The organism is Kitasatospora sp. SC0581 (assembly GCF_048159585.1).
Taxonomy (GTDB): domain Bacteria; phylum Actinomycetota; class Actinomycetes; order Streptomycetales; family Streptomycetaceae; genus Kitasatospora.
Genome location: NZ_JBLRWA010000002.1, coordinates 43,962 through 57,680 on the forward strand (window position 1 = coordinate 43,962; position 13,719 = coordinate 57,680).

Annotated in this window: 15 protein-coding genes; 13 read left to right on the top strand and 2 right to left on the bottom strand. The window is 74.0% G+C overall.

Features of this window, described 5'->3' with window-relative positions; all coding sequences use genetic code 11:
- Positions 1 to 16 precede the first annotated feature (16 nt).
- The 13 genes from ACLWS4_RS03255 to ACLWS4_RS03315 all read left to right on the top strand — a co-directional run bounded on the left by ACLWS4_RS03255 (position 17) and on the right by ACLWS4_RS03315 (position 12,208).
- Positions 17 to 766, top strand: a complete 750-nt coding sequence (locus tag ACLWS4_RS03255; protein ID WP_375876393.1) for a 16S rRNA (uracil(1498)-N(3))-methyltransferase — start codon at positions 17 to 19, stop codon at positions 764 to 766.
- Positions 767 to 918: 152 nt separating this feature from the next.
- Positions 919 to 4,161, top strand: coding sequence for a S41 family peptidase (locus tag ACLWS4_RS03260; protein WP_416873315.1), 3,243 nt, complete (start codon positions 919 to 921; stop codon positions 4,159 to 4,161).
- A gap of 151 nt (positions 4,162 to 4,312) precedes the next feature.
- Complete coding sequence (locus tag ACLWS4_RS03265; protein ID WP_049651083.1) at positions 4,313 to 4,666, top strand: histidine triad nucleotide-binding protein; 354 nt, start codon at positions 4,313 to 4,315, stop codon at positions 4,664 to 4,666.
- 6 nt (positions 4,667 to 4,672) lie between these two features.
- Positions 4,673 to 5,596 carry a ribonuclease Z gene (locus tag ACLWS4_RS03270; RefSeq protein WP_117487723.1) on the top strand — a complete coding sequence of 308 codons (924 nt, stop codon included), beginning with the start codon at positions 4,673 to 4,675 and terminating at the stop codon, positions 5,594 to 5,596.
- 316 nt (positions 5,597 to 5,912) lie between these two features.
- Entirely contained in the window at positions 5,913 to 6,947 is a 1,035-nt protein-coding gene (locus tag ACLWS4_RS03275; RefSeq protein WP_079271808.1) for a PhoH family protein, read from the top strand.
- A 14-nt stretch (positions 6,948 to 6,961) separates the two neighbouring features.
- Positions 6,962 to 7,456, top strand: coding sequence for an rRNA maturation RNase YbeY (gene ybeY, locus ACLWS4_RS03280; protein WP_416873316.1), 495 nt, complete (start codon positions 6,962 to 6,964; stop codon positions 7,454 to 7,456).
- A gap of 19 nt (positions 7,457 to 7,475) precedes the next feature.
- Positions 7,476 to 8,801, top strand: coding sequence for a hemolysin family protein (locus ACLWS4_RS03285; RefSeq protein ID WP_049651087.1), 1,326 nt, complete (start codon positions 7,476 to 7,478; stop codon positions 8,799 to 8,801).
- 33 nt (positions 8,802 to 8,834) lie between these two features.
- Positions 8,835 to 9,071, top strand: a complete 237-nt coding sequence (locus ACLWS4_RS03290) for a hypothetical protein (protein ID WP_063780135.1) — start codon at positions 8,835 to 8,837, stop codon at positions 9,069 to 9,071.
- A gap of 38 nt (positions 9,072 to 9,109) precedes the next feature.
- Positions 9,110 to 9,661, top strand: coding sequence for a DUF4383 domain-containing protein (locus ACLWS4_RS03295; RefSeq protein ID WP_049651089.1), 552 nt, complete (start codon positions 9,110 to 9,112; stop codon positions 9,659 to 9,661).
- 28 nt (positions 9,662 to 9,689) lie between these two features.
- Positions 9,690 to 10,043, top strand: a complete 354-nt coding sequence (locus tag ACLWS4_RS03300) for a cytidine deaminase (protein ID WP_049651100.1) — start codon at positions 9,690 to 9,692, stop codon at positions 10,041 to 10,043.
- A gap of 160 nt (positions 10,044 to 10,203) precedes the next feature.
- The gene (locus ACLWS4_RS03305) at positions 10,204 to 10,380 is read left to right on the top strand and encodes a hypothetical protein (protein WP_158077653.1); all 177 of its coding nucleotides are present in this window, start codon (positions 10,204 to 10,206) and stop codon (positions 10,378 to 10,380) included.
- Positions 10,381 to 10,450: 70 nt separating this feature from the next.
- Positions 10,451 to 11,380 (top strand): GTPase Era, encoded by a 930-nt coding sequence (era, locus tag ACLWS4_RS03310; RefSeq protein WP_049651090.1) that lies wholly within the window; start codon positions 10,451 to 10,453, stop codon positions 11,378 to 11,380.
- Positions 11,381 to 11,503: 123 nt separating this feature from the next.
- The gene (locus ACLWS4_RS03315) at positions 11,504 to 12,208 is read left to right on the top strand and encodes an alpha/beta fold hydrolase (protein WP_074000727.1); all 705 of its coding nucleotides are present in this window, start codon (positions 11,504 to 11,506) and stop codon (positions 12,206 to 12,208) included.
- Positions 12,209 to 12,225: 17 nt separating this feature from the next.
- Here ACLWS4_RS03315 and ACLWS4_RS03320 read toward each other — a convergent pair whose 3' ends face one another.
- Together ACLWS4_RS03320 and ACLWS4_RS03325 are read right to left on the bottom strand one after the other, a co-directional pair.
- The gene (locus ACLWS4_RS03320) at positions 12,226 to 12,492 is read right to left on the bottom strand and encodes a protealysin inhibitor emfourin (RefSeq protein WP_049651101.1); all 267 of its coding nucleotides are present in this window, start codon (positions 12,490 to 12,492) and stop codon (positions 12,226 to 12,228) included.
- 124 nt (positions 12,493 to 12,616) lie between these two features.
- A complete protein-coding gene (locus ACLWS4_RS03325; protein WP_049651092.1) occupies positions 12,617 to 13,636 on the bottom strand; it encodes a M4 family metallopeptidase in 1,020 nt (339 codons plus the stop codon).
- Positions 13,637 to 13,719: the final 83 nt, after the last annotated feature.

Here is a 13,719-nt window from a genome sequence, read left to right on the forward strand (position 1 = left end):
AAAGAGGTTCCCCGTCATGACCGCGCCCGTCTTCGTCGTCGAGACCGAGCGGATCGCCGCCGCCGCGCCCGGGGCCGTGGTGCGCCTGGACGGCCCGGAGGGGCGGCACGCGGCCGCGGTGAAGCGGCTGGAGCCGGGCGAGGCGGTGACCCTGGCCGACGGGCTGGGGCTCGGCGTGGACGGCACGGTCGCCGAGGTGCTCGGCAAGGACGCGATCGACGTGCGGGTCGCCGCCGTGCGCCGCGAGCCGGAGCCCGCGCCGCGGATCGTCGTGGTCCAGGCGCTGCCCAAGGGCGACCGCGGCGAGCTGGCCGTGGAGACCATGACCGAGGTCGGCGTGGACGTGGTGATCCCGTGGGCCGCCTCGCGCTGCATCACCCAGTGGAAGGGCGAGCGCGGCGCCAAGGCGCTCGCCAAGTGGCGGGCCACCGCGCGGGAGGCGGGCAAGCAGTCCCGCCGGCTGCGCTTCCCCGAGGTCCGCGAGCCGATGACCACCCGGCAGCTGGCGCCCGTCCTGGCGGGGGCCGCGTTCGCCGCCGTGCTGCACGAGGAGGGCGCCGAACCGCTGGCGCACGCCGTGCTGCCGGAGGGCGGGGACATCGTCCTGGTGGTCGGCCCGGAGGGCGGGGTCTCCCCGGAGGAGCTGGCGGCCTTCGCCGGGGCGGGCGCCGGGCCGTACCGGCTGGGCCCCTCGGTGCTGCGCACCTCCACCGCCGGGGTGGCCGCCGGCGCGCTGCTGCTCGGGCGCACCGGCCGCTGGTCGTAGCACCCCGGGCGCACCCCCGGCAGGCCGTCGGCGCGCCCCTCGGCGCGCCCCCGTACACCCCGGCGGCGACCGCGGCACGGCCGCCCGCGGACGGCGCCGGGAGTCTGGGAAAAACGGCGCGGACGGTCCGTGTACCTGCCTAGGCTGGCCGGGTGACGGACTCCCAGAGCACCTCCCCGAACTCCTCGGCGGGCGCCTACCTTCGCCATCCCCACCTGCACGGCGACCTGCTCGCCTTCGTCGCCGAGGACGACCTCTGGCTCGCCCCGCTGGACGGCGGCCGGGCCTGGCGGCTGACGGCGGACCACCTGCCGGTCCACCACCCGAGGTTCTCCCCGGACGGGCGGCACCTCGCCTTCACCTCCACCCGGGACGGCGCCCCCGAGGTGCACGTGGTGCCGGTGGACGGCGGCCCCTCGCGCCGGCTCACCCACTGGGGCAGCCACCAGACCCGGGTGCTGGGCTGGACCGCCGACGGCCGTCCGATCGCCGCCACCGGGGCCGGCGAGGCCAGCTTGCGCCGCACCTGGGCGCACGCCGTGCCGCTGGACGGCGGCGAGCCGCAGCGGCTGCCGTACGGGCCGGTCGGCGGGCTCGCCTTCGAGCCGGGCGGCGACCGGGTGCTGCTGAGCAGCGTCAACGGCCGCGATCCGGCCTGGTGGAAGCGGTACCGGGGCGGGCGGGCCGGAAAGCTGTGGCTCGGCCGGGAGGAGTTCGCCCGGGTCCACGCGGAGCTGGACGGGCAGCTGGACTCCCCGCTGTGGGTCGGGGACCGGATCGCCTTCCTGTCCGACCACGAGGGTGTCGGCGAGCTGTGGTCCAGCCGCCCGGACGGCACCGACCTGCGCCGCCACAGCACCGACCCGGACGGCTTCTACGCCCGGGGCGCCGGCACCGACGGCACCCGGGTGGTCTTCCACCGGGCCGGCGACCTCTGGCTGCTGGACGACCTGGCGGGCGCCGAGCCGCGCCGGCTGGACGTCCGGCTGGCCGGCCCGCGGGCCGGGCGCCGCCCCCGCCCGGTGCCCGCCGCGCACTGGCTGGACTCCGTCGCCCCCGACCGCACCGGCCGGGGCAGCGCCGTGGTGGTGCGCGGCGGCGTGCACTGGCTGACCCACCGCGAGGGCCCGGCCCGGGTGCTGGACGAGACCCCGGGCGTGCGCGGGCGGCTGGCCCGGGTGGTGCCCGGCGAGGACGGCGCCCAGGGCGTGCTCTGGGTGTCCGACGCCGAGGGCGGGGACGCCCTGGAGTTCGCCCCCGACCTGCACGGCGCCGAGCGCCGCCGGCTGGCCGCGGGGCGGCTCGGCCGGGTCAACGCGCTGACGGTCTCCCCGGACGGCAAGCAGGCCGCGCTCGGCGCGCACGACGGCCGGGTGCTGCTGGTGACGCTCGCCGACGGCGCCGTGCACGAGCTGGACCGCAGCGCCGACGGCGAGCCCGGCACCCCGGCCTTCAGCCCGGATTCGGCCTGGCTGGCCTGGTCGCGCCCGGTGCGCGGGATGGGCCCGCACTCGCTGCGCCAGATCGTGCTGGCCGACCTGGCGACCCGGACGGTCGGCGAGGTCACCCAGCCGCGCTTCGTGGACACCTCGCCCTCCTTCACCGCGGACGGCCGCTACCTGGCCTTCCTGTCGGTGCGCAACTTCGACCCGGTCTACGACGCGCACGTCTTCGACCTGTCCTTCCCGAACGGCTGCCGCCCCCACCTGGTCACGCTGGCCGCCGACACGCCCTCCCCGTTCGGGCCGCAGCGGGCCGGGCGCCCGCTCGGCGGGGAGGAGGACGAGCCGAAGGCCCGGAAGGCGGACGGCGAGGCGGCCGCCGACGCCGCGCCGGTGACCAGGGTGGACCTGGACGGCATCGCCGACCGGATCATCCCCTTCCCGGTCGAGGGCGGCCGCTTCGAGGAGCTGGCCGCCGCCAAGGACGGCGTGCTCTGGACCAGGGCCCCGCTGACGGGCGAACTCGGCGACGAGGCCGCCTCGTTGGACGACGACCGGCCCCGTCCGGTGCTGGAGCGCTTCGACCTGCGCAAGCGCCGGGTCGAGCAGCTGGTGCACGGCGTGGACGACTTCTCGGTCAGCGCGGACGGCACCCGGGTCGCCGTGCTGGACCAGGGCGAGCTGAGGGTCGTCCCGGCGGACCACAAGGGCGGCGACGACGAGGAGGCCGCCGTCGACCTCGCCCGGCTGCGGATCACCGTCGACCCGGCCGCCGAGTGGCGGCAGATGTACGCCGAGAACGGCCGGCTGATGCGGGACAACTTCTGGCGCCCCGACCTCTCCGGCGTCGACTGGGACGGGGTGCTGGAGCGCTACCGGCCGCTGGTCGAGCGGGTCGGCTCGCACGACGAACTGGTCGACCTGCTCTGGGAGGTGCACGGCGAACTCGGCACCTCGCACGCCTACGTGATGCCGTACGGCCGGTACACCGAGCCCGCCCGGCGCCAGGGCCTGCTCGGCGCCGACCTCGTCCGGGACGGCGGGCACTGGCGGATCGGCCGGATCCTGCCCGGGGAGTCCTCCGACCCCAGGGCCCGCTCGCCGCTGGCCGCGCCCGGCGCGGCGATCCGCCCGGGCGACGCGGTGCTCGCCGTCAACGGCCGCCCGGTGGACCCGGTGACCGGCCCGGCCCCGCTGCTGGCCGGCACCGCCGGGCAGCCGGTCGAGCTGACGGTGGCCGGGAAGGACGGCACCGACCGGCGCCACCCGGTGGTCGTCCCGCTCGCCGACGAGGAGGCGCTGCGCTACCACGACTGGGTGGCCGGGCGGCGGGCCGCGGTGCGCGAGCTGTCCGGCGGGCGGCTGGGCTACCTGCACATCCCCGACATGCAGACGGCCGGCTGGGCCCAGCTGCACCGCGACCTGAGCACCGAGATGGCCCGGGAGGGCCTGGTCGTCGACGTCCGGGGGAACCGGGGCGGCCACACCTCGCAGCTGGTGATCGAGAAGCTGGCCCGCCGGATCATCGGCTGGGACGTCATCCGGGACACCGACCACCCGGTGCCCTACCCGGCGGACGCCCCGCGCGGCCCGGTGGTCGCGCTCGCCGACGAGTTCACCGGCTCGGACGGCGACGTGGTCAGCGCCGCCATCCAGGTGCTCGGCATCGGCCCGGTGGTCGGCACCCGCACCTGGGGCGGGGTGATCGGCATCGACAGCCGCTACCGGCTGGTCGACGGGACCCTCGTCACCCAGCCCAAGTACGCGCTGTGGCTGGAGAAGTACGGCTGGGGCCTGGAGAACCACGGCGTCGACCCGGACGTCGAGGTGCCGTTCGCCCCGCACCACTGGGCGGCCGGCGAGGACCCGCAGCTGTCCGAGGGCGTCCGGCTCGCCCTGGCGAAGCTCGCCGGGGCCCCGGCCCGCACCGCGCCGCCGCTGCCCTGGGCGTAGCGGCTCCGGGGCGGGACGCCGGCCGGTCCGGCGTCCCGCCCCGCGGGTGCGGCCCCGGGGCGCCGGAAGCGCCAGCAGGCCGCCGCCCGGCTCGGCTAGGCTGCGCCCGTACGGCCCCACCACCCGACACACCGATCCCGAGGAGAGAGCCATGGCCGGCGAGCCGCAGCCCGACTGCCTGTTCTGCAAGATCGTGGCGGGCGAGATCCCGGCGACCGTGGTGCGCAAGACCGAGCGCACCCTCGCCTTCCGCGACATCGCCCCCAAGGCTCCCGTGCACGTGCTGGTGATCCCGCACGCGCACTACCCGAACGCGGCCGCGCTGGCCGCCGCCGAGCCGGAGACCGCCGGCGAACTGCTCGCCGAGGCGGGCGCGGTGGCCGCGGACGAGGGCATCGAGGACTACCGGCTGATCTTCAACACCGGTGCCGGCGCGGGGCAGACCGTCTTCCACGCGCACGTCCACGTGCTCGGCGGCATGTCGATGACCGAGCGCATGGTCTGACCGCAGGTGTCCCAGCGCGAACTCGTCGTCCTCGGCACCGCCAGCCAGGTGCCCACCCGGCACCGCAACCACAACGGCTACCTGCTGCGCTGGGACGGCGAGGGCCTGCTGTTCGACCCCGGTGAGGGCACCCAGCGCCAGATGCTGCACGCCGGGGTGACGGCCACCCAGATCACCAGGATCGCGGTCACCCACTTCCACGGGGACCACTGCCTGGGCCTCGCCGGGGTGATCCAGCGGATCAACCTCGACCGGGTCCCGCACCCGGTCGACGTCTACTTCCCGGCCTCCGGCGAGGTCTACTTCGAGCGGCTGCGGCACTCCACCGCCTACCACGAGACGGCCGTGCTGCGGCCCCGGCCGATCGACGAGCCCGGACCGCTGCCCGCGCCCGGCGCCCGCTTCGCGCTGGACGCCGTCCGGCTGGACCACCCGGTGGAGTCCTTCGGCTACCGGCTCTCCGAGCCGGACGGCCGACGGCTGGTGCCGGAGCGGCTGGCCGCCCTCGGCGTGCGCGGCCCGGCGGTGGGCCGGCTCCAGCACGAGGGCGCGATCGAGGTGGACGGCCGCACCGTCACCCTGGCCGAGGTCAGCGAGCCGCGGCCGGGCCAGAAGTTCGCCTTCGTGATGGACACCCGGCTGTGCGACGGCGTGTACGCGCTCGCCGAGGGCGCCGACCTGCTGGTCGTCGAGGCGACCTTCACCGACGCCGACGCCCGGCTCGCCGAGGAGCACGGCCACCTCACCGCCGGGCAGGCCGCCAAGGCCGCCGCCGAGGCCGGGGTGCGCACCCTGGTGCTGACCCACTTCTCGCAGCGCTACCCGGACCTCGGCCAGCACCTGGCCGACGCCCGCAAGCACTTCGACGGGGAGCTGGTGCTGGCCGCCGACCTCGACCGGGTGCCGGTGCCGGCCCGCCGCCCGTCGTGACCGGCCCGGGGAACCGGAGCGGCACGGGAGAGTCCCGGCAGTGTCCCCGGTGAAAAAAATGGGCTCGCGCCGGCCTGCGATCTGCCGGAGCATCGTCGGGTGCGGCCCCGCCGCCCGCCACGGCGATCACGCTCGCGGCGTACCCTGGTGCCCCGGAGACACCCAGCGGCACCCGAGACCACGGATGGGATGAGGCAGGCCCCAGCGCCGACCTATGAGTGACACATCGCAGACCCGTACCAACGGACAGTCGCGCCCCGAAACGACCGACGACGGCCGTGTGAGCGCCCGGATCGTGATCCCCGAGAAGCACCCGATGGTCACCCTGCTCGGCACCGCGGACTCGCTGCTGCGCGTGATCGAGCAGGGCTTCCCCGCCGCGGACATCCACGTCCGCGGCAACGAGGTGACCGCCACCGGGGACCGGGCCGAGGTCGCCCTCGTGCAACGGCTCTTCACCGAGATGATGCTGGTGCTGCGCACCGGCCAGCCGCTGACGGAGGACTCCGTGGAGCGCTCCATCGCCATGATCCGCAGCCAGGACCCGGACAGCCCGGCGCCGTCGCAGGTGTTCACCGCGAACATCCTGTCCAACCGGGGCCGGACGATCCGCCCGAAGACCCTCAACCAGCAGCGCTACGTCGACGCGATCGACAAGCACACGATCGTCTTCGGCCTCGGCCCGGCGGGCACCGGCAAGACCTACCTGGCGATGGCCAAGGCCGTCCAGGCCCTCCAGGCCAAGGAGGTCAACCGGATCATCCTGACCCGCCCGGCGGTCGAGGCGGGGGAGCGGCTGGGCTTCCTGCCCGGCACCCTCTACGAGAAGATCGACCCGTACCTGCGCCCGCTGTACGACGCGCTGCACGACATGATGGACCCGGACTCCATCCCGCGCCTGATGGCGGCCGGCACCATCGAGGTCGCCCCGCTCGCGTACATGCGCGGCCGCACCCTCAACGACGCCTTCATCATCCTCGACGAGGCCCAGAACACCTCGCCCGAGCAGATGAAGATGTTCCTCACCCGCCTCGGGTTCAACTCCCGGGTGGTGGTCACCGGCGACACCAGCCAGATCGACCTCCCGGGCGGCACCCGCAGCGGTCTCAAGGTCGTCCAGGACATCCTGGCCGACGTGCCCGACATCCACTTCTCCGTCCTCACCAGCACCGACGTGGTCCGCCACAAGCTGGTCGGCCGGATCGTGGACGCCTACGAGCGCTGGGACGCCCGCCAGGAGGCGGAGGAGGCCGCCCCGGCGGCCCGCAAGCCCGCCCAGCGGCGCCCCGGCAAGGCCACGGCGCCCCGCGCACCCCGCGCACCCCGCCAGTCCCATCGCACCGAAAGCTGAGCACACAGCCCGTCATGTCGATCGACATCGCCAACGAGTCCGGTTGGGAGGCCGACGAGGAAGCCATCCTCGACGTCGCCCGCTTCGCACTGGACAAGATGCGGATCCACCCGCAGTCCGAACTGTCCGTGATCCTGGTGGACAGTGCGGCGATGGAGGAGCTGCACATCCAGTGGATGGACCTGCCCGGCCCGACCGACGTGATGTCGTTCCCGATGGACGAGCTGCGTCCCGGCAAGGAGGGCGACGAGCTGCCGCAGGGCCTGCTCGGCGACATCGTGCTCTGCCCCGAGGTCGCCGAGCAGCAGGGCCTGGCGGCCCCCTCCAAGCACTCGATGGACGAGGAGCTGCAACTGCTCACCGTGCACGGCGTGCTGCACGTCCTCGGCTACGACCACGAGGAGCCGGAGGAAGAGGAGGAGATGTTCGCCCTCCAGAAGCGCATCCTGGACGACTGGCGGATGGGCCGGGGCCTCGGCGGCATCTCCCCGGCCCCCACCACCCACTGAGCGCGGAGCCCGAACCCCTGTGAGTGGTGAGAGTACGAGCTTCATCCTCGGTGCCGTGCTGCTGGTCGTGCTCGGCTGGCTGGCCGCGTGCGCCGAGGCGGGCATCTCCCGGGTCTCCCGGTTCCGGGCGGAGGAGGCGGTGCGCAGCGGTCGGCGCGGCTCCGCGCGGCTGCTGACCGTCGCCTCCGACCCGATCCGCTACCTCAACCTGGCCACCCTGATCCGGGTGGCCAGCGAGATGGCGGCGGCCGTCCTGGTCACCGTGGTGTGCGTGCGCAACGTGACGCCCACCTGGCAGGCCGTCCTGCTGGCGTTCGGCGTGATGGTGCTGGTGTCCTTCGTCGCGGTGGGGGTCTCGCCGCGCACGATCGGGCGCCAGCACCCGCTCACCACCGCGACGGCGGCCTCCTTCGTACTGCTGCCGCTGGCCGCGGTGCTGGGCCCGATCCCGCGGCTGCTGATCCTGCTCGGCAACGCGCTGACCCCGGGCAAGGGCTACCGGGAGGGTCCGTTCGCCTCGGAGGCGGAGCTGCGGGCCCTGGTGGACCTCGCCGAGAAGGACGACCTGATCGAGGACGAGGAGCGCCGGATGGTGCACTCGGTCTTCGAGCTGGGCGACACCATCGTGCGCGAGGTGATGGTGCCGCGCACCGACCTGGTGATGATCGAGCGGCACAAGACCGTCCGGCAGGCGCTGACCCTGGCGCTGCGCTCGGGCTTCTCGCGGATCCCGGTGGTCGGCGACAACGAGGACGACGTGGTCGGCATCGTCTACCTCAAGGACCTGGTGCGGCGCACCCACATCAACCGGGAGGCGGAGTCCGAGGAGGTCGGCGCGGTGATACGGCCGGCCGTCTTCGTCCCGGACTCCAAGCCGGCCGGCGACCTGCTGCGCGAGATGCAGCAGCGCCGTTCGCACGTGGCGATCGTGATCGACGAGTACGGCGGCACGGCCGGCCTGGTCACCATCGAGGACGTCCTGGAGGAGATCGTCGGCGAGATCACCGACGAGTACGACCGGGAGATCGCCCCGGTGGAGGACCTCGGGGACGGCTCGTACCGGATCACCGCCCGGCTGCTGGTGGAGGACCTGGGCGAGCTGTTCGGCATCGAGCTGGAGGACGAGGACGTCGAGACCGTCGGCGGCCTGCTGGCCAAGCACCTGGGCCGGGTGCCGATCCCCGGCTCCTCCTGCGAGATCCCGCTGCCCGACCCGGTGGAGGGCGGCCTGTCCGGCATCCTGCTGACCGCCGAGTCCTCGGCGGGCCGCCGCAACCGGATCGGCTCGATGGTCGCCGCCCCCGTCCGCCGCACCGAGGACGCCGAGGAGCCGGCGGGCGAGTAGCGGGTGGGCGGTCGCCGAGCGACCATGGAGGGCATGACGCACAAACTTCGCGCGGAGTACGGCCCGCAGGGGGCGGCCGGCGGAGTCAAGTCCTGGCACGTGGTGCGGGACGAGGACCTGTCGGTGGCGCTCTGCGGCCGGACCATGTCCGACGACGCCGAGACGCGGCCCGAGGAGGAGTGGGGCACCGGGTTGCGCTGCTGCCAGCAGTGCGGCTCGCTCTACATGCACGAGGTGCCGCACATGCAGGGGAGCCACCCCTACAGCTAGGCACCCGGCTGGACCATGGCCGAGCTCTGGAGGTCGCCATGAAGCTGCAAGACGAACTGCCCACCGTCGACCGTCGGCTCGCCATGGTGTGGCGGGTCGGGGCGGGGCTCGGGGGGGTCTTCCTGATCGTGTTCGGGTGTCTGGGGCTGGCCGGCGAGCCCGGCTTCCTGGCCACCCACGGCGACCGGATCGCCGGGCTGTCGACCAACGGGGCGCTGAGCATCCTGTCCATCGTGGCGGGCGCGGTCCTGGTGCTGGGGGCGGTGGTCGGCGGGAACTTCGCGTCCAACCTCAACATGGCGGTGGGCGTGCTGTTCGTCCTGTCGGGCTTCTACGGCCTGACGGTGCTCGGGCGGCCGGACGCCAACATCCTCAACTTCCGGATGTCGAACGTGCTGTTCGCGTTCATCTTCGGCATCGTCCTGACGACCTTCGGCATGTACGGCCGGGTGAGCGGCCACCTGCCGCACGACAACCCGTACTGGCGGCAGCGGATCGAGCGCGAGGAGGCTCGGCCGAGCGGGGCCGCGAAGACCTTCGTCAAGGTCCTCAAGCCGAACCCGGGGCCCACCCACCCGGTCGGCCACTGAACGGCGCCGGGTGCCTATGCTCGGCGGCATGAGTGACATCGTCGAGCTCGACCCCGAAGACAAGAAGATCATCACCCTGGCCCGCTCGGTCCGCGCCCGCAACGGCGTGGCCGAGGGGGCCGCGGTGCGTGACGAGACCGGGCGCACCTACGTGGCCGGGACGGTCGCGCTGGAGTCGCTGCGGCTGAGCGCCCTGCAGACGGCGGTGGCGATGGCGGTGGCCAGCGGCGCCCGGTCGCTGGAGGCGGCGGCCGTGGTGAGCGAGGCGGAGCAGCCGGCCGAGACGGACCTGGCGGCCGTACGGGACCTGGGCGGGGCCGGGACGCCCGTGCTGCTGGCCGGGCCGGACGGGACGCTGCGGGTGTCCGCCGAGGCGCGCTGAGGCCCGTCGAGGGGCCCGTACGGGGCCGCCGGGGGCCGTTGGCGGGCCTTCGGCGGCCCCGCCGTGTGCCCCGTACGGCGCTGTCGGACGGCATGGTCTTGGAGCCCAGACCTTGCAGATAATCTCACCGGGGGAGTGGACTCGGTGAGGGGACTGGGGCATGGGGGCGGTGGCGTTCTTCGCCGGGCTGGTGCTGTTCGTGATGGGGCTGGGCAAGTGGCAGGAGACCGGGTCCGAGCTCTGGCTGTACGGCTCGCTGGGCTTCCTGCTGGTGCTGGTGGTGGTCTCGCTGATCCCCACCTCCGGCAAGGGCGGGAAGGCCGGGAAGAAGGGCTGAGCGCGCCCCGGACACCCCCGCGGGGTGGGCCCGGACGGCGGGGCTCCGGTGATCAGGGAGAATGGAGCCCATGAATGCCCCTTCCTCCTCGTACCGCTCCGGGTTCGCGTGCTTCGTCGGCCGGCCCAACGCGGGCAAGTCGACCCTGACCAACGCCCTGGTGGGGACGAAGGTCGCGATCACCTCCGATCGCCCGCAGACCACCCGGCACACCGTGCGCGGCATCGTGCACCGCCCGGACGCCCAGCTCGTGCTGGTCGACACCCCCGGTCTGCACAAGCCGCGCACCCTGCTCGGCGAGCGCCTCAACGACCTGGTCCGCACCACCTGGGCCGAGGTCGACGTGATCGGCTTCTGCCTGCCCGCCGACCAGAAGATCGGCCCCGGCGACAAGTTCATCGCCAAGGAGATCGCCGGGATCAAGAAGACCCCGAAGGTCGCCATCGTCACCAAGACCGACCTGGTCGACTCCAAGCGCCTGGCCGAGCAGCTCATCGCCATCCACCAGCTCGGCATCGAGCTGGGCTTCGAGTGGGCCGAGATCATCCCGGTCTCCGCCGTCGGCGACAAGCAGGTCGAGCTGGTCGCGGACCTGCTCACCAAGCTGCTGCCGGAGGGCGACCAGCTCTACCCGGCGGGCGACCTCACCGACGAGCCCGAGCAGATCATGGTCGCCGAGCTGATCCGCGAGGCCGCGCTGGAGGGCGTGCGCGACGAACTGCCGCACTCGCTGGCCGTGGTGGTCGAGGAGATGCTCCCGCGCGAGGGCCGCCCGGCGGACCGCCCGCTGCTGGACATCCACGCCAACGTCTACATCGAGCGGCAGAGCCAGAAGGCGATCGTGATCGGCGCCAAGGGCGCGCGGCTCAAGCACGTCGGCACCACCGCCCGCAAGCACATCGAGGCGCTGCTCGGCACGCCGGTCTACCTGGACCTGCACGTCAAGGTCGCCAAGGACTGGCAGCGCGACCCCAAGCAGCTGCGCAAGCTCGGCTTCTGAACCCGGGCTCCCGACGAGGGAGTTCGGGCAGCCGGGAGGCCTGGGGCCCGTTCGGACGTTGTGCGTCCGGGCGGGCCTTCGCCGTGGTCCGGCCGTACGCGACGTCAGAAGGGTTACACCGCGATGGAGTTGCACACCCGGGAGTGGGGCAGCGGGGACCGGCTGGCCGTGCTGGTGCACGGCATCATGTCCGACCACCGCACCTGGCGGCTGGTCGGCCCGGCCCTGGCGGGGAGGGGCTACCGGGTGCTCGCCGTGGACCTGCGCGGGCATGGCGCCAGCCCGCGCGGCACCGGCGCCACCGCGCTGGAGCGCTACCCCCTGGCGGCGTACGCCGAGGACCTGCTGGAGAGCCTGCCGGCCGGCGTCGAGCTCGCGATCGGCCACTCGCTGGGCGGGATCGTCCTGGCGGACGCGGTCGAGCGGCTGAAGCCGGCCCGCGCGGTGTACGTCGACCCGGCCTGGCGGTTCGTCCAGACCGGGATGGACCCGCGGGTGATGGCGCAGCTGCGGCACCTCACCCGGGAGCAGGTCGTGGCGCTCAGCCCGACCTGGGAGCCGGCCGACGTGGACGACGAGATCGCCGCCGCGGCCGCCTGGGACGAGGACTCGGCGCTGGCCCTGGCCGACCAGCGCTCGGACCTGCCGGCCGGGCCGGCGGTGCCCTCGCTGGTGGTCCTGGCCGACGGCAGCATGCTGGTGGACGCGGCGAGCGCCGAGGAGCTCACTGCCCGCGGCTTCGAGGTGCGCACCGTCCCCGGCACGGGCCACACCGTCCACCGGGACGACCCGGCCGGTTTCCTGGCGGCGCTCGACGGCTGGCTCTGACCGCGGGCTCCCTGGTGCTACGCGCCCTCGCGCAGCACCAGGGAGACCAGCTCGCGCTGCGAGTCGGTGAGCTTCGGGTCGGCGCAGTACACCGACCGGCCGTCGACGGTGATCTCGTAGTGGAAGCCGTCCGGTACCCCGTACGAGGGCGCGCGCAGCCCGCCCGCGACGGCCTCGCGGGCGAGTGCGTGCACGTGCGGGGCGTCCGTGCGGTCGGCGGTGTCGATCTCCGCCTGGCGGACGATCCCCGCGAAGCCGCCGGTCCGGGTCACCTGGATACGCATGGTGTCCATGGTGCTACCCGGGGAGGGGGTTTGCCGGGCTTTTCCCGGACCGTGACCTTAAGCCCGCCTCAACCCGGTCTCAACCACCCTTCAGGCGTACTCCCGGGGCCGTCCGCGGCCCCGCTCACCCCGGGCTGACCCCGACCTGCGCCCAGGAGGCCGTGACGGTGTCCACGACCGACCGGTCGTCGGGGTAGCGGGCCCTGGCGGCGGCCACGGTGGCCCGGGCGAAGGCGGTGAAGTCGGCGTCGGCGGGCAGCGTGCGCCCGGTCAGCGCGTCGTACCAGATCCGGCCCGCGCGCTCCCAGGCCGAGCCGCCGAGCGCGGTGGCCAGCAGGTAGAACGCGTGGTTGGGGATGCCGGAGTTGATGTGCACCCCGCCGTTGTCCTGGGAGGTGTCCACGTAGTCCCGCATGTGCGCGGGCTGCGGGTCCTTGCCGAGCCGCGGGTCGTCGTAGGCGGTGCCGGGCGCCTTCATCGAGCGCAGCGCCACGCCCTGGACGCCCGGGGCGAGCAGTCCGGCGCCGATCAGCCAGTCGGCGTCGGCGGCGGCCTGGCGCAGCGCGTACTGCTTGACCAGCGAGCCGAAGACGTCGGAGACCGACTCGTTGAGCGCGCCGGGCTGGTCCTGGTAGTCCAGTCCGGCGGTGAACTGGGTGACGCCGTGGGTGAGTTCGTGGCCGATGACGTCGACGCAGGCGGTGAAGTCGCCGAACACCACGTTGTCGCCGTCGCCGAACACCATCTGGTGGCCGTTCCAGAAGGCGTTGTCGTAGTCGCGGCCGTAGTGGACGCTGGCGTCCAGCCGCAGGTCGCGGTCGTCGATCGAGTGCCGGCCGAAGACGTCGGCGTAGAGCGCGAAGGTGGCGCCGAGGCCGTCGTAGGCGTGGTTGACGGAGCTGTCGGAGGAGGCCGCGCGGCCCTCGGTGCGCACGGAGCGGCCGGGCAGCCGCTGGCCGTGGCCGGCGTCGTAGACGACCCGGTTGAGACCGGGGGCGGCGACGGGCGGGGCCGGGGAGAGGCGGGCCGCGCGGTGCGCCGCGTCGAGGGCCAGGGAGTGGACGGCGGGTTCGTGGCCGGCCTCGGCGAGGCGGTCCAGGACGAACGGCGGGACGATCGTGCAGAACGGTGCTGCTGCGGTCATGTTGCCCAGGGTGAGGCCTCGATGACCGGTTGTCACCACCCCCGGCACGACCGGTCGGCGTCTCAAGGAGTGGAACGGTGGCC